Source organism: Rhodococcus sp. KBW08 (assembly GCF_003852455.1).
GTDB classification, from domain to species: Bacteria; Actinomycetota; Actinomycetes; order Mycobacteriales; family Mycobacteriaceae; genus Rhodococcus_F; species Rhodococcus_F baikonurensis.
In genome coordinates this window covers 120,816-135,134 of record NZ_QAJJ01000021.1, presented here as the reverse complement: position 1 = coordinate 135,134, position 14,319 = coordinate 120,816, and the positions used below count along the sequence as shown (strand labels likewise).

The window sequence follows — 14,319 nt, the reverse complement described above, 5'->3', positions numbered from 1 at the left end:
CTCAGTACATTAGCGGAAGCGCGACCTGACGGATTGAGCGACTCGTGCCGCGCTACGATCCTGCGCGGTAGTGCTCACCGATCTTGATCAGCTGACCGGATTGAAGCCCGAGGTGAATGCAAGCGTCGAGTCGTTCCCGGGTTGGAGTGGTCAGTCGCTTCTGATTGAAGACTGCCAAAGTTCGACGATGCAGGGAGTCTACATCCGACTTGCTACCACAGACCGCCATCATGGCATTCACGATCTCCTCGGGCGCAATGTCCATCAAACTTCGCGTGATCTCGGCCGGGGTGGTGCGGTAGCCACGCCAGCCAATCGGGTTGAGTTCCTTCGGCCAGACAAAGTCGCCGAGTCCTGATTTTTTGATCAACTCGGCCGGAATGCAACGAACGATCGTCTCCCGTTTCCCAGCCGAGACACGGTCGAGACCGAAGCGCCGGCCGACGTCACGGGCCAAACGGTCCATCGAGATCGGGCCTTCGATGTTTACTGTTTCCCGCACTGCACTCAGGATCGTTTGCTGAACCGAGGGTGAATCCACGCGATCGAGATCACCGCGTGGTCCGAGCGTTGTTGTGGGCGCCTCCAGATACGTGGTTCCGCGTCCATCCCAATCCCGGGCAACAGGACTGGCAGGGGGCGTATCAGCTGCAGCCATCCGACCGATCAGGACGGGTTCGTCGGACACTTCAGCGGGGTGGTCGGGCTCATCCGATTTCAGCCAGCGGGTGTTGTCGGCTGAGAAGTCGACCGATATCGACACTTCGAGTTCAGCCAGCGCAGCGGCAGCGATAGCTTCGGCCTGAGCCAGTGCTGCGGCGTCGATCTGGGCTTGCCGTTCGGCCATGCGGAGCTTCGATCTGGTCAGCGCTTCCTTGACTTGTTGGACAACGGATTCGGGGTTGTCGATCCAATTGGGAAGCCACACGCGAACTGAAGCTCCCCAATGCATCATCGACTCGAGAAGCTGTGGTGTCAGATCGCGGTCAGCGACCGTCGGACGCTCAGCCCACGCCGGCCCGTCGAGCAGGATTGCGACCTGCCAACATTCGGATTCTGGTTCACGAAGAACAATGTCCAGAACAAAGTCTGACAGACCGTAATTTGCTTCGACTTCGTATCCCTGTTGGCGCAAGGCTTCACAGATCGACTCCTGGATTTGATCGGAAGTGTTCTGGGGGCGTGGTTGGAACGAGTTCCTGGAGCGATCAGGTTGTGCAGCGAGTTCCAGATATCCGCGAAGATGCGCCATTCCAACCGACTTGGTGCGTGAAAGATCGATGTCCGAAGGCTCGAACGAGGTGAAGATGACAACCTTTCGGCGGGCACGGGTAATGGCGACGTTCAATCGTTTCTCGCCACCAGTACGAGTCAGTGGACCGAAGTTGAGTGGCATCTTCGAATCGTCCTGCTTCTTCGAGAATGCCGTTGTGAAGAGAATGACATCTCGCTCGTCGCCCTGCACGTTCTCGAGATTCTTGACGAAGATTCCGTCTTCCTTGTCGGTGCGCAGTTGGTCGAGGACCAATGGGTCTCCGGTCTTCTCGAGCAAATCGAGCACCAGGGTCTGTTGCTGTGCGTTGAACGTGACGACGCCGATGCTTTGAGACGCCAGATTGGCATTCGACAGGCGCTGGCGAATCTCGGCCACAATCGCTTCCGCCTCGACAATGTTGGTTCGGTGCAGTTGTTTAGTCTCGCGATTGAAATGTCCTGGCACTCTTCGCCATTCGACGCCAGCTGTGGCATCGCCGCCAGGTGAAGGCAAACTCGCGAGGCGTCCCTCGTAGTACTTGCGGTTGGAGAAGGCGATCAGAGATTCGTCTTGACTCCGGTAATGCCAGGATAGCCACAGCCGTGGAACCCCAGATTCAACGGACTCCGTCAGAATGCTCTCGAGATCCTCCGGTATGACCTCGTCATCTTCAGTGACATCGTCGCCATCGCTTGCGGTCACCTGGCCGATTGCAGTCGGCGGCATTTGCTGCGAATCGCCGACGATCACGGCCGAGCGGGCGCGGCCCAGCGCGCCGATGGCTTGAGGGACAGTGACCTGCGAGGCCTCATCGAATACAACGACGTCGAATGTGGCTGATCCCGGCGGCACGAACTGAGCCAAGGACGTGGGGCTGACGAAGAAGCACGGCGTTGCTGCCAAAATGTGGTCTGAGTAGCGAGTCATCAACTGACGGAAGGTGGTTCCACCGCGCTTGGCATCGAGTTGGCGTCGAAGCTGCCCGATTTCGCCAGACAGCGCACCGGCCTTGAATAGGCGTCGGTCGAGCAATGCAGCGGGCAGGGCTGCGATCTGTTCCTCGCGTTGAGCCGCCGAGGCTCGGGCGTAGTCGAGAGTCTCGCCATCCTTGAGGGCCTTGTTGAAATTGGTGAGTCCCTGCGTTCTTCTGTGTTCGTTCAGCGAAGCAACTGCCAGGCCACGGATGAAAGCGACTTCAGCGTCCGAAGAGTTGATAGCGCCCGTGAGAAGTTCATGGGCAAAGACATTCAGCTCGGCAGTTTGCAGTGGCTCGAGGAATGTCGACATTGTCGACCACTTGCGAACGGACGCTCCCGCGTCTGCATCGATCGAAAATCTCCAGGCTTCTGAGTCGCGACCCCACGCGGACAGCCAATGGGACTCATCACACCAACGGTCGAACTCGGCGTCGCTGAACCCGAGGAGTTTCTTCCAGGTGAGCCACGCTTGTGACACCGCTGCGAGCGCATCGATGTTCTGTTGGGACACAAGACCGGACTCGACCAGGATCCGCCACATGCCCGGGTGTGCGCGGATGTAGTCACCTGACATATCGATGAAGTCGAACGCCGGCTGAAGTTGCTGTGCTGCGTCAGCGTTGAAAGGGTTCCAGACCGGGGGAGCAAATGGCCCGAGCAGGGTGCGCATGTGTTCGACAGTTTGTCGAGTCAATTCGCGTGCGCTGGAAATCGATCGCAACAACGGCAATGCGGTGTCCGGATCGATCGCCACGCCAGGCAATAGTGCCGGTGCAACATCGCGGATGAATTGCTCGGTTCGCTTCTTTTTGCCGAATATGCCCTTGCTGACCTCCTCGGCCGCTACGATTAATGGTTCGACGGAACCAGATCCGATGAAGTTCGGCATGAAAACTGCAGTGAGTGGCGCACATTGCTGTTGGAGCAGGGTCAGCTCACTGAGTAGTGAAGTGCGGGACGTTGTCCATTGGGTGCCCTGCATGCGCTCGACTACGGTCGGGTCGGCGATCATCCAGTTCGACTGCCGGCGGGCCTGCGGCAACAAGACCTCGATCTCGGCGGGAGTGCGCATCCGCTCGATGATCCGCAAAGCAGGCGGGGTCTGCTGTACGAGCGCAAGTGCGGAGTTCATCTGCGCCGAAGCGGAGCGGAACGAGTCTTCCGATGCTGCCGGATCGATCGCTCCGACGATGGTCCACGGATTGACGCGATTTATCGTGACCGACCGGGCAGCACGTTCGAATTGCTGCAATGCGTTGGTGACTGCTCGAACGCTGACCTTAGGGGACGCAACATAAGGCGCAGGAATTGTGGCCGTCGGGCCGTCGCCAAGGCTGAGGACTGTGTCGTAGGCAGTCCACAGTGTGTGCTCGACGCCGTTCTCGGTGTGAATCTTGGACGGATAGTCGTCGAGCGGGACGTGCTTGGCCCGCAACTCAGCGAGCTTTGCTGACCAGGCGCGCTGATTGTAGTGAACAGAATGATCGATCGCGGTCTTCAGCTGAGCGCGAATAGCGTTAGCGCTCTGACTCTTTCCATGTAGGTCCAGCGTGAATTCGGCCAGGCCGACCTTTGTCAGCCGCTTTTTCACCACCTCGAGGGCGGCTTGCTTCTCGGCTACGAACAACACGGTCTTGCCCTGAGCCAGAGTGTGCGCAATGAGGTTGGTGATGGTTTGTGACTTGCCGGTACCGGGAGGGCCCTCCAGGACGAAGGAGTGACCATCCGCTGCCAATGCCACTGCACGGAGCTGTGAGCCATCGGCAGGGATTGGGACGGGCACGTCGAGTTCTTTGACCGGTACAGCTTCAATCTCGGTACCGTCCGGGCGACGTGAATCTCGGAACGACTCACCAGCATGATGAGTCAGATGACGAACGATGGGGCTCTGCTCGAGAAGGTCCCAGTGATCGTCGAGGTCTTTCCACATGCCGAAAGTTCCGAACTGGCAAATGGCCAGTGACGCAGTTTCATCGATGCGGAAATCCAAGTTGTGCTCGATCATCGCTGAGCGAATGCCCTTGAGAGCTGCGTCGATGTCTATGCCGCTCTCATCGAGAGGTGGCGTCTCCAAAGAAGGAATCGAGACACTGTGCTTGAGCCGTAGCCACTCGACGAGGCAGTAGTTTGGTGTTGATGTGCCGGACGTGTCGACCACAATCCTGAAGGGGCTGCGCCCAGAGCCGCCAGTAACCTTGACGGGCAACAAAAATAGGGGAGCTCGCGCTGGCCGTCCGGTGCTGGTGGCATGCATCAATCCGCCGAATGTCAGATAGAGATTGGCGTTGCCGGTCTCCTCGAACATGGTGTGCGCGGTGCGTTGCAGGTGCTTGAGTCGGGCTGTATATACGTCGTGCTTGACGACTGCATAGATTCGCTTTCGGTCGCGTAAATAGTCGAGAACCGTTGCATCGTCGATGTCTTGGGCTTGGCGTGCGCCTTGGAGTTCGTGGATCGAACTCAGTTCGTCGTGGGGAGTGAGCTCAATGGGAACGTCTGCATGCACCAAATCATCGAGTAATGCGAGTCCGCCGATGGGGACATGGAGATCGATAACTTCCCGCGACTCTTTCAAATTGAGCAGACGGTTCCGTGTACTGAGGTCAAGCAGGGATCGCTTCCATTTCTGAACTCGTGGGGGAGAAGTGTCAGTTGCATCGAAGACCGTGTCAACCGAATTCTGTTTAGTGAGAAGGTTATCGGGCAGGCTGAGGTCCGGCTGAATTGTGCCGGCAGCGGTGCGCTCGGATATTGGCGATGCGAATTCGTCGAAGGTTGGAAGCGGCCGCACACCGTCCTTGCGGGCGGATGCGATCGCGACAAGTCCATGGAGGTCGTCCGGCTGGGAGAAGTGGCGTCTAGCATGTGCCACAGCATTTTTGAAGGATCCTTCGGGGCTGCTGTCGTAGTATGCAGCTTCGACGGCTACGACTTTTCCGGAATCGAAGAGATTGGCTATCGCGTTCGACTCGAGAATGACGCTGTGTGAGAGGTGAGCTTCTTCTTGCATGAATCCAGCGAATGCATGTCCCTTGACAAGCCAGATGACCGGTCGCAGTCCGGCCGCTTCCAAACATGCTGCATAGGTGACTGCTAGATCGATGCACGTTCCGAAACGTTCATCGAGTACCTGTGCCGTCGTTCGGATCTTCTGGCCCGTTCCTTCGAACGAGGCAGGCGGATCGATATAGCGAATCTGACGGAGGCGTAGGGCTTCGTAGGTTGCTGCCGCGATCTCTGCAGCACGTTGTGGTCCGCGCTGATACCCCTCGAGTGAGGTGGAACCGGTGAGGTTGCCAAGAAGCTCGGACGCGGCGTCGAGAACATTGCTCACAGCTCGGGTGTTTGGCTGAACAAAGGCTGCCAGTGAATCGAAGAACTCGGGGGCATTGAACCACTCGTTGTGGGCTAGAACTCTAATCGGCACATTCAACGCGATGTCATCGCCCCAAAGGCGTGAGACGGTGACCGCGATGGTGGCAGGGTAGCTCTCGTTCAGTTCTCGAAGGTGCGGAACAGTTGGCACGACGGCCGCGTAGTCGTCCCAGAACGCCTCGTGACCGGGAGCGAGAGAACCGTCGACGATGTCAGTTCGAGCCGGTGAGAGTTCCTGGCCGGCACCGTGCAGTTGTACGGTTGCTTTCATATCGACGACGGGCGAATCGGAGTTGTTAGTGATCGAGAGCCCCCGTACCAGCGGTACTCCGTTGTGGACCAGAGCCAGGTTCACGGCGGGGTGAGTATGAAGTTCGATGGAGATGCCATCAACTTCCGTACGGCATCGGTCCCGTGCTGATTCACGCTCGTTCACTTTTCCTCCGAATCGTATTCCACAATTTACCCGGACGAAGATTCCAACTCCGTACGATCAAATTAATTACGTTAGGGCATGGCACTGACTGGTCTGCAGTGTCTAGGCGTTTTGCGGCACATTCCCACTATCGTTTCGCATACTTTTCATGTGAGATCTCTTATTGTCTGTGACTGATGAACGAGGGATTGCGAATTTCAGAACAGGCTGGGCGTTGCGCGTTCGCCCTGTCTGCGCCTCTTGAGAAATAGGGTCTAGACCCTGAAATATTCGATCCACAAGGCACAGCTACCTGACTCCGATACCTCGGCTAGCCAGATGAATGCTGCGAGGAGCGAAACTGCAACGCCGGGTGTCACGGTCGAGGATGCGCAGATCGTAGGTTCGCGCCTGGTACCAGCGAACGCGGCCGGCTGGCGGACCGTAACGAGATAGCCGCGCTTGCATTTCACGGTATCGACTGGAATAGCGTTCGCCGCCGAAGGCTGGATGTTGTCGCTTCCGGCGGTACTGGAAAGTGGCAACAAACGTCAGCGCGCGTGCATCTCTGCAATCGCAGAGATGCACGCGCGCAATACTAGCCGTGGGTTATTGCTTACTCGCTGGGCGTCGAGGTGACCGCCCTGATGCTGAGCTCGCCGTCTGCATCATCGCCGCACGCACAGTCACAGTCTCCGCCGCAGCCACCGGTGGTGCATTCGCCGGCGTAGCTGTCGTCATCCGCGTCGCAGTCGAGGGACCCTCCGAAGGATTCAGCAAAATCGTCGTCGAGTTCGTGAGTGAAGTCGTGAACCTCGTCGATCAGGTTCAGCAGATGCTGCGGAGCGAAGGGATCGGCGTCGAGCATCGTGGAGACCAGTAGGTGGTCGCCGCTGAAGGCGAAGCGCAGGCGTGGCCATTCCTGCGCGAGTTCGATCAGTCGAGTCGCAGCGTGCGAGGGATTGCCGAGGCCCGTCAGGACCGAGGACCAGACGTTGATCTGAGGGCCGTCATCCGCAACAGTTACGTAGACGACAAACCCGTGAACCGGCACGACAATGTCGCCGTCGTCATCGGTGGCAGGCTCACTGCCCAGTAGTTCGGCGAGAGTTTGAACGCACAGGCGAACCAATTCGTCGCGCTCGTCCGTCACCAAGGCAATGGCGCCGTTGATATGGAGGGGCTGGTCGGCGGTCGTGTCTTGGTCGCTCATGGATCCTCATGTTCTGTGCCAGTCCGAGCAGGCGCTGGGCACTGTTTTCGTTCGGTAGCTGTCAGGTCTACGGTAATCGGCGCACACTATTGTCCGCGCAGTGGATGATCAAAGATGCCTGGGTAGGTCCGTGTTGATCTGGACTTGACAGCCGACCAGCGACAAGATGCGAGCCCCGACAAATCGGGCAACCTTGTGGCAGTGAGTATCTCGGCTGTCGGTAGGTAGATCTAGCCTCCATACATGACGGGTCAGCGAGTTCGGCGAGCTTCACATCTGCGTTTGGTACCTGCATATCAAGCGGCGCAAAGCCAGATGAAGGTCCTTACGCCGAGGCAGATGCGGAATCAGCGTCGACGGCCGGAGGTGGCGAACTTTGTCATGCGGATCGAACTCGATTGCATCACGCCGCCTATTTGGAGACGGTTTTCGGTCCCGTCGAATATCGAACTGGACCAGCTTCATTCGATTGTGCAGGCGGTGATGGGATGGGGAGATCAACACGCTCATCAGTGGGTGAGTGTCCATCACTCAACGGACAATGGCCCAGATCGGTATATCGCGCCAGAGGTGATCGAGCGTGACGGATACCAGGAAGACGAGTTTGGTGAGGACGAAGTCCGGATCGACGAGGCAGTTACCGCGGTCGGGGAGTACGTCCGTTATGAGTACAACGCCCGCGCAAGGTGGAGTCACACGTTGGTTCTGGAGCAGATTGTCGAAGACCAGCCGATTTCTGAGCCATCTTGTCTTGACGGTGCGAGGGCGTGCCCGCCGGAGGATTCTGGCGGTCCGATCGGGTATCGCGAGTTCCTGAACGGGCAGGCGAGTAATGGACTGTTCGATCCCGAACGTTTTGTTCCCGCAGAGTCCGATGCAGCAGTCACCATTGCAGTGGCATTGCATAAGTCACCGCCTGTGGGAAGCTCGCTGTTCGAGAAGTTCTTGCGCCGCTTGTCTGTTCATTCCGCACCGAAACTGTTTGCCGCAGTTGCCGAAGCGGAGCTTCGTGGCGGATACGACAACTACTTCGAGGTGATGCGTGAGGGAGCAACCCGTCAACTGCTGTGGCTGCTGAACTCCGCGCGAGGTGGTGGGATTGTTTTGACGGCATCCGGGTCACTTCCTTTGGACCATGTTGCGGCCGCCCGAGACGAATTCGATTGGGGCAGTGACTGGATCGATGTCACGGCAGGGAGTGACGCGCAATTAGCAGTACTCGTTGAAGCCGCAAAGACACTGGGATTTGTCCGGAAACTCCGAGGCACATTGATTCTGACTCGACTCGGCGCGTCAGTGCTTGCATATGAAGGCGAGCTGTGGCGTCATATCGTGACGGCCATGCCGTTGGGAAAGGGTGAGTTGGCGCAGGAAGCCGGCCAAATTCTGTTCCTTACGTTGGCTGCCGGCTTGTCGGAGTCCGAACGTAGTGAAGTGATGGTCGAAGGACTCACGGCATTGGGTTGGTCGACAACAGACGGAACCCGCCTCGGCGACGACGATTGGACGTGGATGGTGCGAGACACCCTCTTGTACCTGCGAATGATCGGGGCGATCGTCTCCAATCCGCTGGACCAGCATGTTTCCGCCGATCCCGAGTGGGGCCGACGGTTTGCCAGGATGGTCCTGTCGATGTAGGTACGCGATCGAATCGAGCATCGATTTCAATCGATGCGGAGTTGTTATATGCGCTGGAAGCGCACGATTTTTCTGCGGCGGAATCATGAATATTTTCGGGTGGGAAAATATCGGAGTTTTTGTTCGAAATTGCCATCATGCTATGGTCGATTCTCAGTTGTTGAATTGCGTGGTCGAGCCAAAAGCTTGCGCAGAAGATTTATTTTGTGGAGGTTGGGTTTCCGAAAAGACGAAGTGCGTGTTGCTAGTCAATTGAATATGTGACCGGTGTTGGTATGGCGGTCGCTCCTAGGGCGTGCAGAAACGAAGCGTAAAAATCCTGAACAGGGGTTTTGTGCTTTGTTCTGCCGATTATGTGCGAAGGATGTGGCATGTGACGGGGTCCGACATGGTCCAGTTCAGTACCTTGGTGATTGTTTCACTGCTTGTTGCTTTTTATGGTGGAACTTTTCTGATTTCTCTTCGTATTGGTAAGAAGCAGGAAAATGCCGACGGATTTATGACCGCCGGAAACAAATTAGGATTTGGTGTTTCGGCCGCGAGTATGACGGCCACCTGGATTTGGGCGTCGTCGATGTATGCATCCGCCACTTCTGGCTACACCTACGGAATCTCCGGCCCCATTCACTACGGTTTATGGGGCGCGTTGATGATTCTCTTCATTTATCCGTTCGGCCAGCGAATTCGCAAAGTAGCGCCGAAAGCCCACACACTGGCTGAGGTCATGTACGCGCGGCACGGACGCTCGAGTCAGCTGATGCTCGCGGGCTCCAATATCGTCGGTAGTCTCATCAGTTTGATGTCGAACTTCCTCGCTGGTGGTCTGCTGATCGCGTTGCTTTCGCCGTTCAACTTCATCCAGGGTGTGTTCATCGTTGCGCTGGGCGTTTTGCTGTACACGCTGTGGTCGGGTTTCCGTGCTTCGGTGTTGACCGACTTCGTTCAGCTGATCGGAATGCTCGGTGCGGTAGCGGTTTTGGTGCCGTTCATCTTCTTTGCGGCGGGGTTCCCGGCAGCCTTCGAATCCGGGGCAGGCAACCTTACTGCTGAGCAGGGCAACTTCTTCTCGAGCGTTGCCTTTTTCGAGCAGGGTGCGCCGTACATCGCGGCAGTTCTTGCCTACGCAATCGGCAATCAGACCATTGCCCAACGTCTGTTCGCGGTCCGCGAAGACCTGATCAAGCCCACCTTCATCACCGCAACCGTGGGATATGGCGCCACCGTTATCGGCGTCGGAATGCTGGGTGTTCTCGCTCTGTACCTCGGAATCGAGCCGATGGATGGTGACGTCAACAACCTGATTCCGCAGATGGCTGCGTCGTACCTGCCCGGAATTTTGCTGGCTGTCTTCTTTGTCATGATCATCGGCGCGCTGTCATCGACGGCAGACTCTGACCTTGCTGCGCTCTCGTCCATCGTGATGACCGACGTGTACGGCCAAGCCGTCGCAGGCAAGGCTAATGCGAACCCTCGACGGATGCTGCTCATCGGCCGAGTAACGATGATTGTTGCCACGGCGGCGGCTATCTCCTTGGCAAGTCTGCAATTGAGCATTCTGGATCTGTTGGTGTTCGTCGGCGCGCTGTGGGGCGCGCTGGTGTTCCCGGTTATCGCGAGCTTCCATTGGGGAAAGGTCACCAACAAGGCCTTCACTGTGTCGGTGCTGGTGGCGCTTGCCGCCTTCTTGCCCGTCCGATTCAGTTGGGTGCCGATGGATGGGATGTTCGGGATCTTCTCCGACATCGTTGCCGTTGTCGGTATCGGAGTGGTGATGGGGCTCATGGCATTTGGATTCTTCGGCCTGAAGGTTGCGGAGATCGTCGGTGGCCTGGCGATCGTGCTGTCCGCGCCGTTCGCAATCGGCTTCCTCCACGACTACCCAACGCTCAGCGGATCTTTGGTGGCCTATGCCGTCAGTACCGTCGTGTGCTTTGCGATGTCCGTCAATCAGCGTGAGACGTTCGATTTCGAACTGATCAAGCAGCGGACGGGAGACTTCGACGATGACGAGCTTCCTGCCGTGGGAGCGTCCGGAAAGTAACCGTCGAGACAAGTGGAAGGAATACGAATGAGTACAGTTCTACTGACCATTTATGTTCTGATCTGGCCGGCGTTGGTCTTGGTCGTGCTGGGAGTTATCAGCAAGGGATTCTTCAAGGATTGGGCAACTGCTCGCCGCAACGGTGAGGATCTGGTCTAACTTTCACGCCGCCACCGACGGACTTCTTGTCGGTGGCGGCGGTCATATTGCAATCGGGACTAGGGGCAGCGTTATAGTTGCCCAGTGCAACACGACGGAGCAATGGCGCTCACCGGTCCACCAGCCGTTCATGACGAGCTGGTGCACCTGACGCGGCAGCTGATGACGGGGGATCGGCATTCCGATGACCACCCGTCGATCGCGCAGCATTCCTTCCTCTCCTTCATCGGCCGCAACGACGGCTGCAAGGCCACGGAGATCTCCGAAGTCTTCGGCGTCAACCGCTCGACCATCTCGCGCCAAGTGCGTGGCTGCATCGAGGCAGGCTGGGTGTATGCCGATCCGGGATCCGTTCGTCAGGGCAATCCGCTGCACCTCACGGAGGCTGGCCGCAAATACCTCGACGCCGCAGACGCGCGTCGGCTCGACCAAGTCGCCGGCAGGCTGCACGATTGGACCGAGTCCGAGGTCGCAGACTTCGCCCGCGCACTTCACCGCTTCAGAATCAGCATCGAATCGCAGACCAACGGAGATGACACCCTGTGAGTGAGTACAGCGCCAAAGCCCAGTTCACCATCTCCGACAATGAGTCTGTGGTGCACACCGTCTTCACTCACGCCGAGCGCACGCCAGATCTGACGGTGTTCTCCCGCCCCAAGGGAGAGGGTTGGGTAGATGTAACAGCTAAAGAGTTCGCCGAGCAGGTCACGGGCGTCGCAAACGGTCTCATCGCCGCTGGCGTGCAGGCAGGCGACCGCGTCGCACTGCTCTCCGCGACCCGATACGAGTGGACGCTCTTCGACTTCGCTATCTGGGCTGCCGGCGCCGCTACCGTTCCGATCTACGACTCGTCGTCTCAGGGGCAGGTCAGCTGGATCCTCGAAGACTCCGAGGCCGTCATCGCGATCGTCGAAACCGGCGCGCACGAGCAGCTGTTCCAGGACGCGCCAAGCTCTCTCAAGGCCGTCATGCAGATCGACGACGGAGCAGTCGAAAAGCTGACCGCACAGGGCGCCGACGTTGACGATACCGAGTTGAAGAAGCGACTCGCGGGCATCAAGGCCGACGATCTGGCGTCACTCGTCTATACCTCCGGCACCACAGGCCGTCCCAAGGGATGCATCCTCACGCATCGCAACTTCCTGTCCGAGGTGCGCGGGATTCTCACGGCATCGATCGGCAAGGTGGCGGTTCCGGGAAACCGAGTCCTGACCTTCCTCCCGCTCGCGCACGTACTGGCCCGCGCGGTGTCCCTCGCGACGTTCGAAGCTGGTGCGTCGCAGGCCCACTGGTCCGACTTTGCCACCATTACAACTCAATTCGAGCGGTACAAGCCCAACACCATCCTCGGTGTTCCGCGTGTCTTCGAAAAAGTTCGTGACGGCGCAGCACGCAAGGCGGAGTCCGGTGGAAAGATCCCCAGCGCGATCTTCGCCTTCGCCGAAGCCACCGCCAAGGAGTACAGCCAAGCCCTCGACAAGGGCGGTCCCTCGCTGATCTTGAAGGCGAAGCACGCAGTGGCAGACAAGCTCGTGTATTCGAAGCTTCGTGAGGCTCTCGGCGGCGAGTGCTGGTTCGCGATCTCCGGCGGCGGCGCCCTGACTCCTGAGCTGGGGCACTTCTTCCGTGGGCTCGGAGTTCCGATCTACGAGGGTTACGGTCTCACCGAAACCACTGCGGCGCACTGCGTCAACGTCCCGGGTGCTCAGAAGATCGGAACCGTCGGACAGCCGATGGGCGGCAACGGGGTTCGCATCGCCGAGGACGGCGAGATCGAACTCAACGGCGGGGTTGTCTTCAAGGGCTACTGGAAGAACGACAAGGCGACCGAAGAGTCGTTTGTCAACGACTGGATGCGCACCGGAGATCTCGGTGAACTCGACAGCGACGGTTACCTTTCCATCACGGGACGCAAGAAGGATCTACTGGTGACGGCGGGCGGCAAGAACGTCTCGCCCGGCCCGATGGAAGACCGTATCCGTTCACATTCCATCGTCTCGCAGGCAGTCGTCGTCGGTGACGGGAAGACCTACATCACGGCGCTGCTGACCGTCGACCCCGAGGTGTTCGAGAAGTGGAAGTCGGAGAACGGCAAACCTTCTGGCGCCACCGTCGCTGAACTGCGCGATGACAAGGACCTTCGCGCGGAGCTTCAGAAGGCCGTCGACGACGCCAATGCCGCTGTCTCGCATGCGGAGTCGATCAAGAAGTTCGTCATTCTCGATCGCGATCTGACCGAGGAAGACGGTGAGATGACAGCGACGCTCAAAATCAAGCGCAATGTCGTCGTCGATCGGTTCTCGAAGGAAATCGAAGGAATGTACGCGAAGAGCTAGGCGCGTTTGGGGAACTGCTCGCGGTAGGCCATCACGTCATCGAGGCGGAACCTGCGGTGGGTGCCGCGTAGTTCGATCGGGAGTTTGCCGGCGTCGGCGAGTTTGCGTACATACGTGTCCGAAACGCCGAGGATCTCTGCTGCCTGCGAGGTGGTGAGGAGTTCTGCGACGGGCCCGAGGGCGACGCTGTCTCCGGCAGCGAGGTAGGTCAGGAGCTGCACGACGGCGTCGCCGACCGACGGCGGAATCTCGATGCTCACGCCGTCGAACACCAGCGTGGTCGTGTCCGTCGAGGTTGCGGCTCTCTGGGCCAGAGCCGTCTTGATCCGCTCGGCAGCGTCGCCGTCGACTGCGGAAACAATGTGGTCGATGCTCACGCGATGTATCTCCGATCGAAGGCAGTGTTTCGCAAGCATAGACAGCGACAGTGTCCGTCGGCACGCTGGATGGCGCCGTGTGCGTTGCATTACATGAGTGCCACGGGTGGAAAACGATTTACCCACGTAGATCCGAATTCGAAGGTTTTGGCGCCCAAAGATATTCGATGCGACGCATACGTAACTCACCAAATTTGGTGTACCCGCAAGTAACATCCTGAGCGTGGCTAGACGATCGGTAACGGTGAGATTCGACGTAGAGGAACTGAGGGCCCTAGAGACCCTCCAAGAGCTCACGGGCGCGGACATTTCCAGCGTCATACGTGAAGCTGTGATCGAGCATGCGCGTCGATGTGTCGCACAGGGAAAGCCCCGCGACATCGCCGAGCGACGCAAATCGCTGACCTTGCAGGAAGCCTTCGCCAAGTACTCCGCGTTGTGCACCGACGAGGAGCGGGAAGCGTCGTAGCGCTCTGTCGATGCGATGGTGACCGGTTGAGTTCACAGTGATTCTGACTGTGGCGCTGGGTAGT

The 14,319-nt window shown here is 58.4% G+C and carries 9 protein-coding genes; 6 read left to right on the top strand and 3 right to left on the bottom strand.

Annotation, left to right across the window (positions count from 1 at the left end):
• Positions 1 to 52 precede the first annotated feature (52 nt).
• Together DBV08_RS27720 and DBV08_RS27715 are read right to left on the bottom strand one after the other, a co-directional pair.
• The gene (locus DBV08_RS27720; RefSeq protein WP_260395783.1) at positions 53 to 5,962 is read right to left on the bottom strand and encodes a DUF4011 domain-containing protein; all 5,910 of its coding nucleotides are present in this window, start codon (positions 5,960 to 5,962) and stop codon (positions 53 to 55) included.
• Positions 5,963 to 6,638: 676 nt separating this feature from the next.
• Positions 6,639 to 7,235, bottom strand: a complete 597-nt coding sequence (locus DBV08_RS27715) for a T3SS (YopN, CesT) and YbjN peptide-binding chaperone 1 (protein ID WP_007726024.1) — start codon at positions 7,233 to 7,235, stop codon at positions 6,639 to 6,641.
• Positions 7,236 to 7,574: 339 nt separating this feature from the next.
• Here DBV08_RS27715 and DBV08_RS27710 point away from each other — a divergent pair, with 339 nt between their 5' ends.
• The 5 genes from DBV08_RS27710 to DBV08_RS27695 all read left to right on the top strand — a co-directional run bounded on the left by DBV08_RS27710 (position 7,575) and on the right by DBV08_RS27695 (position 13,409).
• Entirely contained in the window at positions 7,575 to 8,873 is a 1,299-nt protein-coding gene (locus DBV08_RS27710; protein ID WP_311716978.1) for a plasmid pRiA4b ORF-3 family protein, read from the top strand.
• Between the two features lie 388 nt (positions 8,874 to 9,261).
• Complete coding sequence (locus tag DBV08_RS27705; protein WP_185564955.1) at positions 9,262 to 10,914, top strand: sodium:solute symporter family transporter; 1,653 nt, start codon at positions 9,262 to 9,264, stop codon at positions 10,912 to 10,914.
• A 27-nt stretch (positions 10,915 to 10,941) separates the two neighbouring features.
• A complete protein-coding gene (locus tag DBV08_RS32625; RefSeq protein WP_221621624.1) occupies positions 10,942 to 11,073 on the top strand; it encodes a putative transporter small subunit in 132 nt (43 codons plus the stop codon).
• Between the two features lie 102 nt (positions 11,074 to 11,175).
• The gene (locus tag DBV08_RS27700; RefSeq protein WP_007726042.1) at positions 11,176 to 11,619 is read left to right on the top strand and encodes a MarR family winged helix-turn-helix transcriptional regulator; all 444 of its coding nucleotides are present in this window, start codon (positions 11,176 to 11,178) and stop codon (positions 11,617 to 11,619) included.
• The gene (locus DBV08_RS27695; RefSeq protein WP_124569525.1) at positions 11,616 to 13,409 is read left to right on the top strand and encodes a long-chain fatty acid--CoA ligase; all 1,794 of its coding nucleotides are present in this window, start codon (positions 11,616 to 11,618) and stop codon (positions 13,407 to 13,409) included. The genes DBV08_RS27700 and DBV08_RS27695 overlap by 4 nt, the downstream gene beginning before the upstream one ends.
• Here DBV08_RS27695 and DBV08_RS27690 read toward each other — a convergent pair.
• A complete protein-coding gene (locus tag DBV08_RS27690; RefSeq protein WP_124569524.1) occupies positions 13,406 to 13,786 on the bottom strand; it encodes a helix-turn-helix domain-containing protein in 381 nt (126 codons plus the stop codon). The genes DBV08_RS27695 and DBV08_RS27690 overlap by 4 nt on opposite strands.
• A 223-nt stretch (positions 13,787 to 14,009) precedes the next feature.
• Between DBV08_RS27690 and DBV08_RS27685 the strand changes: the two genes are divergently transcribed.
• On the top strand, positions 14,010 to 14,255 hold the full coding sequence (locus tag DBV08_RS27685; protein WP_020908376.1) for a hypothetical protein: 246 nt from the start codon (positions 14,010 to 14,012) through the stop codon (positions 14,253 to 14,255).
• Positions 14,256 to 14,319 lie beyond the last annotated feature (64 nt).

Excerpts from the sequence above, each read along its gene's own strand:
- DBV08_RS27710 (WP_311716978.1), top strand. The coding sequence starts at position 7,575 with ATGCGGAATCAGCGTCGACGGCCGGAGGTGGCGAACTTTGTCATGCGG.
- DBV08_RS27705 (WP_185564955.1), top strand. The coding sequence starts at position 9,262 with ATGGTCCAGTTCAGTACCTTGGTGATTGTTTCACTGCTTGTTGCTTTT.
- DBV08_RS27715 (WP_007726024.1), bottom strand. The coding sequence starts at position 7,235 with ATGAGCGACCAAGACACGACCGCCGACCAGCCCCTCCATATCAACGGC.
- DBV08_RS32625 (WP_221621624.1), top strand. The coding sequence starts at position 10,942 with ATGAGTACAGTTCTACTGACCATTTATGTTCTGATCTGGCCGGCGTTG.
- DBV08_RS27700 (WP_007726042.1), top strand. The coding sequence starts at position 11,176 with ATGGCGCTCACCGGTCCACCAGCCGTTCATGACGAGCTGGTGCACCTG.